9 protein-coding genes are annotated in these 8,478 nt (G+C 72.5%); 2 read left to right on the forward strand and 7 right to left on the reverse strand.

All coding sequences use genetic code 11. The features are described from left to right. Positions 1–111: 111 nt before the first annotated feature. The 5 genes from ACLJPY_RS43935 to ACLJPY_RS43955 form a co-directional block, all read right to left on the reverse strand. The gene (locus ACLJPY_RS43935) at positions 112–975 is read right to left on the reverse strand and encodes a CoA transferase subunit A (RefSeq protein WP_410596922.1); all 864 of its coding nucleotides are present in this window, start codon (positions 973–975) and stop codon (positions 112–114) included. Then, positions 965–1,705 (reverse strand): enoyl-CoA hydratase family protein, encoded by a 741-nt coding sequence (locus tag ACLJPY_RS43940; RefSeq protein ID WP_410596923.1) that lies wholly within the window; start codon positions 1,703–1,705, stop codon positions 965–967. Before ACLJPY_RS43940 ends, ACLJPY_RS43935 begins: the two co-directional genes overlap by 11 nt. Beyond that, positions 1,705–2,583, reverse strand: coding sequence for an SDR family oxidoreductase (locus tag ACLJPY_RS43945; RefSeq protein WP_410596924.1), 879 nt, complete (start codon positions 2,581–2,583; stop codon positions 1,705–1,707). Before ACLJPY_RS43945 ends, ACLJPY_RS43940 begins: the two co-directional genes overlap by 1 nt. Further along, a complete protein-coding gene (locus ACLJPY_RS43950) occupies positions 2,580–3,347 on the reverse strand; it encodes an SDR family oxidoreductase (protein ID WP_410596925.1) in 768 nt (255 codons plus the stop codon). Before ACLJPY_RS43950 ends, ACLJPY_RS43945 begins: the two co-directional genes overlap by 4 nt. Before the next feature lie 71 nt (positions 3,348–3,418). Further along, a complete protein-coding gene (locus tag ACLJPY_RS43955) occupies positions 3,419–4,612 on the reverse strand; it encodes a PucR family transcriptional regulator (protein ID WP_410596926.1) in 1,194 nt (397 codons plus the stop codon). Positions 4,613–4,690: 78 nt separating this feature from the next. Here ACLJPY_RS43955 and ACLJPY_RS43960 point away from each other — a divergent pair, with 78 nt between their 5' ends. Next, positions 4,691–5,368 carry a TetR/AcrR family transcriptional regulator gene (locus tag ACLJPY_RS43960; protein ID WP_410596927.1) on the forward strand — a complete coding sequence of 226 codons (678 nt, stop codon included), beginning with the start codon at positions 4,691–4,693 and terminating at the stop codon, positions 5,366–5,368. Positions 5,369–5,546: 178 nt separating this feature from the next. Next, positions 5,547–6,203: a cutinase family protein gene (locus ACLJPY_RS43965; RefSeq protein WP_410596928.1), complete on the forward strand. Its 657-nt coding sequence runs from the start codon at positions 5,547–5,549 to the stop codon at positions 6,201–6,203. 52 nt (positions 6,204–6,255) lie between these two features. Here ACLJPY_RS43965 and ACLJPY_RS43970 read toward each other — a convergent pair whose 3' ends face one another. Both ACLJPY_RS43970 and ACLJPY_RS43975 read right to left on the reverse strand, forming a co-directional pair. Beyond that, entirely contained in the window at positions 6,256–7,464 is a 1,209-nt protein-coding gene (locus ACLJPY_RS43970; RefSeq protein WP_410596929.1) for a lipase family protein, read from the reverse strand. Positions 7,465–7,494: 30 nt separating this feature from the next. After that, positions 7,495–8,469, reverse strand: a complete 975-nt coding sequence (locus ACLJPY_RS43975) for an alpha/beta hydrolase (protein WP_410596930.1) — start codon at positions 8,467–8,469, stop codon at positions 7,495–7,497. Positions 8,470–8,478: the final 9 nt, after the last annotated feature.

The following is an 8,478-nucleotide window of genomic DNA, read 5'->3' on the forward strand; positions in this document are numbered from 1 at the left end:
CCTCATCGCACTGGCCCGACGCCGCATCAACGTCCTGCACGCACTGCTGCGCACCCGCCAGCCCTACCGAGCCGACCACCGCACCTCCGCCACGGCCGCTTGACAAAAACATTAGGCAGCCTCCGCCCCGAACTTGTCCACTTCGGACAGATATCCGCACTCGTCCCCCGAGAGGAACCGGTCCACGAAACCCGGCCACGACTCGAGGTCCTTCGCGCAAGCGGCGTAGTACCGCTGGAAGCGTTCGTCCCGGCCGTAGTCCGGGACCGCCGTGGTGAAGTGCGCCCCGCGCGGGGCCTCGACGACCCCGTCGACGGCACCGCGGGTCAGCAGCAGCGACTGCACCGGCCCGCCCGCCGTCAGTTCCGCCGTCTCGACGACCTTCTCCGCCGACACGAAGCACCGGTCGGCCGCCAGGGCGAACAGCTCGTCGAAGTACGGGTCCGGGCCCAGGTACTGGGCGTTGCCGCGGGCGTCCGCGCGGTTGAGGTGCACCAGCGCCACGTCCAGGTGCCGCGCGGGGACCGCGACCAGCTCCTCGCCGTCGTCGTACGGCGACCGGACGGTCTTCAGGTCCGGGTTGGCGCGCATCACCTCCGAGCCCAGGCCCGCCCGCGTCGGCAGGAACGGCAGCCGCTGCGCCGCCGCCGACAACGCCGTGCCGAACATGCCCTCGTCGTACTCGGTCACCTCGATCGCGCCGGTCTCGCGGGCCCGGCCGAACCACGGGTCGTACGGCACCGAATCCAGGGTGACGAACCCGAACACGACCCGCTTGACCTTGCCCGCCGCGCACAGCAAGCCCACGTCCGGGCCGCCGTAGGAGACGACCGTCAGGTCCTTGACCGGGGTGCGCAGGATCGCCCGGACCAGTGCCATCGGCTTGCGCCGGGAACCCCAGCCGCCGATGCCGACCGTCATGCCGTCCTTCAGCTCGGCCGCCACCTCGTCGGCGGTCGTGCGCTTATCGGCCATTCAAGAACTCCTCGCGGGCTTCGTCGGACGCGCCGAGCAGGTTCAGCTCGAAGGTGAACCCCTGCTCGAAGCGGTAGCTGCGGTGCACCTGCTGGGTGTCGATGCCGTTCAGCGCTTCCTTCGCCGCACGGATCACCCGCGGGTCCTTCTTCGCGATGTCCCGCGCCACCGCCCAGGCCGCCTCGTCGAGCTCGGCGCGGGGCACGACCCGGTAGACCGAGCCGTGCGCGTGCAACTCCGCCGCGGTGATCGTGCGCGCGGTGAAGTACAAGGTGCGCATGAGGTGCTGCGGGACCAGCCGGGCCAGGTGGGTCGCCGCGCCGAGCGCACCCCGCTCGACCTCCGGCACCCCGAAGGTCGCGTCTTCGGACGCCACGACCACGTCGGCGTTGCCGACCAGGCCGATGCCGCCGCCGAGGCAGAACCCGTGCACGGCGGCCACCACCGGCACCGCGCAGTCGTAGACCGCGCCGAAAGCCGCGTGACAGCCCCGGTTCGCGCCGACCAGGGCGTCGTAACCGGCGCTGCGCTGGATCTCCTTGATGTCCACGCCCGCGTTGAACCCCCGGCCTTCGGCACGCAGGATCACCACGTGCACGTCCGGGTCCCGGCCCGCCTGCGTGAGCGCGTCGGCCAGATCGAACCAGCCCTTTACGGGCAGCGCGTTGACCGGCGGGAAGTCGACGGTCACGACCTCGACGTGCCCGTCGCGCTCGGTCCGGATCCCCATCAGCTCGCCCCGTAGACGGGTTCGGGCTCGGGCGCGCGCTCGAGCAGCTCCTTGACCACCGGACCGAGCTCGGCCGGGTCCCAGCGCTCGCCCTTGTCGACGGCCGGGCCGTGCCGCCAGCCCTGCGCCAGCGCCACCTTGCCGCCCTCGACCTCGAAGACCCGGCCGGTGACGTGCGCGGACTCCTCGCTGCCCAGCCACACCACCAACGGCGAGACGTTCTCCGGGGCCATCGCGTCGAAGCCGGTGTCCGGCCGCGCCATCGACGCGAACACCCCCTCGGTCATCCGGGTCCGCGCGGCCGGCGCGATCGCGTTCACCGTCACGCCGTAGCGCGCGAGTTCGGCCGCGGCCACCACGGTCAGCCCGGCGATCCCGGCCTTCGCCGCCGAGTAGTTGCCCTGGCCCACGCTGCCCAGCAGGCCCGCGCCCGAGCTGGTGTTGATCACCCGTGCCCGCGGCGGCCGCCCGGCCTTCGCCTGCGCCCGCCAATGTTGCGCAGCGTGCCGCAACGGCGCGAAATGGCCCTTCAAGTGGACGCGCACGACCGCGTCCCACTCGTCTTCGCCCAGGTTGACCAGCATCCGGTCGCGGAGGAACCCGGCGTTGTTGACCAGCACGTCCAGCCGTCCGAAGGTGTCCAGGGCCGCGTCGACGAGTTCTTTCGCCCCGGTCCAGTCGGCCACGTCCGAGCTGTTCGCCACCGCCTGGCCACCGACCGCCTCGACCGCCTCGACGACCTCCGCGGCCGCCTCGGCGTCCACGTCGTTCACCACCACCGACGCGCCTTCGGCGGCGAACGCCAGCGCGTGCGCGCGGCCGATCCCCCGGCCCGCGCCCGTCACCACGACCACGCGGTCCCGGCACAACCCGCTCACGAATCCTCCCGATGATCGACGTCGGCCGCGGCGAGGAACGCCGGGACCTCACCTCCGCCGTGCACGCGCAGGGTCGCGCCGGACACGTAGGAAGCCAGCGGTGAGGCCAGGAACGCCGCACACGCCCCCACCTCTTCGGGTTCGGCGAGCCGCCCCAGCGGCACGGTCTTGCCGACCGCTTCGACCGCCGCGTCACTGCCGTAGTGCAGGTGCGCCCGCTCGGTCCGCACCATCCCGACGTCCAGGGCGTTCACCCGCACCTTCGGCGCCCACTCGACCGCGAGGCTGGCGGTGAGGTTGTCCAGCCCCGCCTTCGCCGCCCCGTAAGCCGCGGTCCCCGGTGAGGGCCGGGTCCCGCTCACGCTGGAGACCATCACGATCGAGCCGCCGGCACCCTGGCGCTGCATCACCGCGTTGGCGTGCTGGGCCACCAGCAGCGGGGCCAGCAGGTTCAGCCGGACGACTTTTTCGTGCAGCCGCGGCGACGCCTGGGCCGCCGGCGCGTACGGCGTCCCGCCGGCGTTGTTCACCACCACGTCGAGCCGCCCGTGCCGAGCCACGATCCCGTCGACCAGAGCGGAAACCTGTTCTTCCTCGCGCACGTCACACGGCACGAACTCCGCCTCGGTCGCCGCCTCCCGCCGCGCGCACACCACGACGTGGGCACCCTGGGCCAGGAACACCGCGGTTATCCCCTTGCCCACCCCCCGGACGCCGCCGGTGACCAGCACCACGGCGCCGGTCAACCCGAGATCGGTCTTCACCGGCACACCACCTTCCGCCCCAAAACTAGAACATGTTCTTGCTGGGGACAAGCAGATGGGCCGAGCCGGGTTCAGGCGCCGGGCGAGCGGAACCCGGATGCCCGGAGCGCGGCCTGCATGGCGAACCGCGCGTCGGGATCGTCGAGACGGGCCCCGAAGGCCTGTTTGAGCTGGCGCACCCGGTAGCGGACCGTCTGCGGGTGCACCGAGAGGTCGACCGCGATCTTCTCGGAGTTGCCGCCGTTCTGCAGCCAGGACAGCAGGGTCTCGCCCAGCCGGCGGCGCGTCCGGTCCGGGAACTGCGCCAGCGCGGCCAGCTCCCGCCGGGCGACCTGCTCGGCCAGCGGCGAGTCCGACAGCAGCCACAGCTCGGTCAGGTGGTCGGTGCACCACGTCACGGGCACGTCCGGGAGCGCGCCGTCGGCCACCAGCCGCAGCGCGGCGCGCGCCCAGCGCAGCGAATGCGCCGCCGCGGCGAGGTCCGTCGCCGGCCCGACCGCGACGCGCGTGCCGAGCCGGGTCAGGGTCCGCGCGTCCACCGGAGCGGGCAGCAGCAGGTGGGGCTGCGGCGGGTCGAGGTCGGCGAGGACGTCGGAGCCCCACGCGGTGCTCACGGCCGTTTCGGCGGCGACCGCGGCGACCTCGCGGGGCACCGGCCAGCCCGCCGCCGCCGCGAGTTCGGCGAGGACCGCGGCCGGGACGGCGCCCGGGCCGGTGAGCAGCCGCAGCAGCCGCCGCCGCAGGCCGGCCCGGGTGCCTTCGAGCTCCGCCGACGCTTCGCGGTGCCCCCGGCTCGACATCCGGGCGAGCTCGTCCGCGTAGCCGAAGAGCATCTCGGCCAGCTGCGCCATCACGGCGGAGGAGAGCCGGTGGCGCCGGCCCAGCCGCATGATCCAGCGCCAGCCGACGCGGGTGCCGACGCGGTAGGCCGCCTGCAGGTCGTCGAGCGTCCGGCCTTCGCGGGCCTCGCCGACGCCGAGCCGACGGCACGTCTCGTACAGCCGTTCGCGCGAAGCCAGCGGATCTTCGACGAGGTCGACGAAGAGCTCGACGGCGCACTGGACGCCGTGCCGGGTCACCCGGCCGTAGGAAGCGTCGCCGGGCCGGGCGTAGACCGGCACCGCCCGCAGGACCTCCCGGACGATCCAGTCGGCCAGCGCGGGCAGGGCCGGACGCATGAGCGCGGCCAGTTCCCGCCGCCGGACGACTTCGTCACCGGCGTCCCGCGGAGCCGGGCCGGGTTGCCGAGCGCTGTCGCGGGACACCAGGGTTCCTCCACCGGGGACGGCGACGGAGCGTGCTTTACCGGACAGTAAAGCAAGGAGTCCGTACAGTACACCTCCATGAGCCGGCAGAGTCCCCCTGATCGATCCAGCGGCCGCCGCAGCCCGGCCGCCCGGCCCACCGACGACGAGCTGCTCGACGCCGCCCGTGCCGTGTTCGCCGAGCGGGGGTACGCCCAGGCGACCATGGGCCTGATCGCCGACCGCGCCGATTCCACCAAACCGACGCTGTACGCGCATTTCGGGGACAAAGCGGCGCTTTTCCGCACCACCGTCCGGCGCGAGGTCGCCGCGTTGCGGGCGTGGGTGATCAGCGCGTACGAAACGGCGAACGGACGGCCGCTGGAGGAGCGGGTCCGGTTGTCGGTGATGGCCATGTTCGGCTACGCCGGTGCCCACCCCGAAAGTTTCCGGCTGCTGTTCGATTCGGCCGTCGACGAGATGTCGAACGAACGCCGGGCGCTGGCCGATTCCATCGCCACCCACGTGATCGGGCGGGTGCGCGAGCACCTGCTCGCGCACGGCCGCCCGGCCGGTGCCGGCGCGGACCTGCTCGGGGCGATGATGGTCGGCCTGGTCGGGCGGGCCGCGATGCACGTCTCCCACTCCCCCGGCGTCGACCCGATCGCCGCCGGCGAGCTGGCGACCGGGTTCGTCATGGCCGCGCTGCGCGGGCTGGACCCCGCGCTCCTGGAGCGCCTCGACACCCCGCGCCCCGCCGGGCAGTGCGCCACCTGAGCGTCCACACCGGACCGTTTGTCACCGGCTGAACAATTCCCGGCGCGCCGGGAAACCGCCTCTTGCCGGGTTCGGCGAGCACTGCGACGCTGCGATCACCGCAAGCGGAGCACGCATTTCCGCCCCCACGGAAAAAGCGCTTGCCGACCCCTTTTCCCACAACGAGGTGTGATCAGCCATGATTCGCTTTCCCCGGAAACTGCTTTCCGCCGCGGCCGCCGTCGGCTTCGCCACCGCCGGGCTCACCGTGGCCGCGGCGCCGTCGGCTTCGGCCGCGCCGTGCACCGACATCGACGTCCCGGTGGCCCGCGGCACCGGCGAACCCGGCACGCTGGGGCTCATCGTCGGCGACCCGGTCTTCCAGGCCGTGCAGAACCGGCTGCGCCCGCGCTCGGTGAGCGGCTACCGCGTCGACTACCCCGCCGACCTCGGCGAGCCCGCGTCGGTCCAGCGGGGCAACACCGATCTGGTGAACCACGTGCGGACGCAGGCCGCGGCCTGCCCGGGCCAGCGGTTCGTCCTGGTCGGCTACTCCCAGGGCGCCAACGTCGTGGACAACTCGATCGGCATCAGCAGCGAAGGCGCGGTCGTCGGCGGCCCGATCGTCGCGACGATCCCCGCCGACCTGGCTCCCCGGATCGCGGCGATCCTGTTGTTCGGCAACCCGATCCGGGCGATCGGCCGGTCGGTCACCGGCACCTACGCCGGCCGCACCAAGGACTACTGCGCGCTCGGCGACCCGATCTGCCAGCCGGGCGGCCTGAACATCCTGGCCCACTTGAGCTACGGCAGTGACGCCGGCGACGCCGCGACCTTCGTCGCCGGCCGGGTCTGACGCCCGTGAAGGCCACCTCGAGGGGATCGAGGTGGCCTTCACGCCGTCCGGCTCAGCAGTTCGAGGGCGCCGGTTCGCCGGTGAACCGCTGCACGATCCACCGGTGCGCGTCGGCGCTGCCGGTCAGGATCCCGCTGGCGTGTTCGCCGGCGTAGGTGGTCCACTGCTCGCGCACGCCGGCCGCGCAGTAGGTCCGGTGCAGCGCCTCCGCCTGCGGGGTGTTGACGATCTCGTCGGTGCTCGCGTGGTACTGGAACACCGGTACCCGCGGCGGGTGCGCGCCCAGCTCGTTCTGCGCCAGCCGCGCCTGCCACTGCGGCGTCGCCAGCGGGTTCGACGTCGTGTAGTCGCTGATCTTCTTGAACGAATAGTTCAGCAGCAGTTCCGCAGTGCACGCGTTCTTCTTCGCATCCGCCAGCTGCCGGCGGCCGGTGTCGTTGAGGAACGAATCGAGCTTCAGGTCCGGGTAAGCGGCGTCGAGGCCGACCGCGGCGAACGCCAGGAACCCGAACCCGACGTAGCCGTCGAGGCCCTTGGCGACCTCGGTCAGGTCCGCCGGCACGCCACCCGCGACGACGCCGACGACGTTCAGCTCCGGCGCGTACGCGGGCTGCTTCTCCCCGGCCCACATCGAACCGCCGCCGCCTTGGGAGTAGCCCTGGAAGATCACCTTGGCGCTCTTCGAAAGCTTCGCGGACGGCAAGTCCTGCGCCGCCCGCACCGAGTCGATCACGGCGGGGCCCATGGACTGCCCGGTGATGTAGGTCGGCACGGTCGCGGGCGAATAGCCCTCGTAGTCGGTCACCGCGACCGCGTAGCCGCTGGAGAGCGAGTCGTTGATGGCGGGCTGGTCGTACGGCGTGCCGCGTTCCATCGCCTTCGACGCGGTGCACTTGAACGCCGGGCCCTGCGTGCCGACCGCGTAGCCGACGATCGGCGCCTGGGCCGGGTCCACCCCCTTGGGTACCAGGATCGTCCCGGTCACCGCGTTCCGGTTGCCCAGCGCGTTGGTCGAGAGGTACATGACCTGCCAGGCGTCGGCGTTGAGCGCGTTCAGCAGCGGCACCGTCGGCCGCCAGCGGATGACGTCACCCGGATTCCCGGACGGCAGCGGCGACGGCGGGGTGTAGAAGGAGTCGTCGAACGGGCCGGGCAGCAGCGGCGCGGCCCCGGCGGGCGGGCTCGCGGCGGCGACGCCCAGCGCCACCAGGCAGCAGGTCAGCAGCGCCGAAAGCACGGCGCGGAAACGGGCATGGCTCACCACAACCTCCAACGGGGGAACGGATTGCGCTCAGGCCGGCAGGCCGAGCGCGCCGGCCAGGACCGGCCAGGACTGGTGCAGGGCCCGCTGCCAGTACGGCCAGCTGTGTGTGCCGGGCCCGTAGTAGTCGACGGTCGCCGGGATGCCGGCCGCCTGCAGGCGGTCGGTGAAGCTGCGCGAGGACAGCAGCGCCGAGGGCTCCAGGACGTCGGACTGCCCCGGCGGGTCGAGCGGACCGGTCCGCCCGTCACCGCAGGAGACGTAGAGCGCGGTGCCGCGCAGCTGCTCGACGTGGTCGTAGGGGTTGCTCGCCGACCAGATCGGCTGCATCCCGAACGAATCGCCCCAGAGGTTCAGGTAGTTGAAGATGCCCGCACGGGCCAGGATGCCGATGATCCACACCGGAATGCCCGGGTAGAGCGTGTTGGGCACACCGCTGTAGGACGCGGCCGCGCCGAACATCCCGGGGTGCTTGAACGCGTACGCCATGGCGCCGTACCCGCCGATCGACAGCCCGGCGATCGCCCGGCGCGTCCCGCCGCGGTACCCGCGTTCGACGATCTGGCGCACTTCGGCGGTGTGGAAGGTGTCCCAGTCGGGCGTGTTCTTCAGGCCGAAGTTCCACCACTTCGTGTACATCCCGGCCGGCCCGTCCGTCGGCATCACGACGAGCGCGTCCTTGGCCGCGGTGAACGCCTTGACGTCGGTGAACTGGTCCCACGACCGGTAGTCGACCGGCTCGCAGCAGCCGTGCAGCAGGTACAGCACCGGCCAGGTCCGGGTCGGCTGGGCCGCCCAGCCGGACGGCACGATCACCCGCACCATCCCCGTGGTGCCCAGTGCGGGCGAGCTGATCTGCAGGTCGGCCGTCCGCGCGTCCAGCCAGGTTTCCGCGACGACCTTCGCGCCGTCGTCGGCCACCGCCGGGCTCGCCTGGGCGGGCGCCACGCCGGTGACGGCGCTCAGCAGCACGACGGACAGCGCCAGCAAGGCGATCCGCTTCATGGGGGCTCC

Source organism: Amycolatopsis sp. lyj-23 (assembly GCF_046549135.1).
Lineage (GTDB): Bacteria > Actinomycetota > Actinomycetes > Mycobacteriales > Pseudonocardiaceae > Amycolatopsis.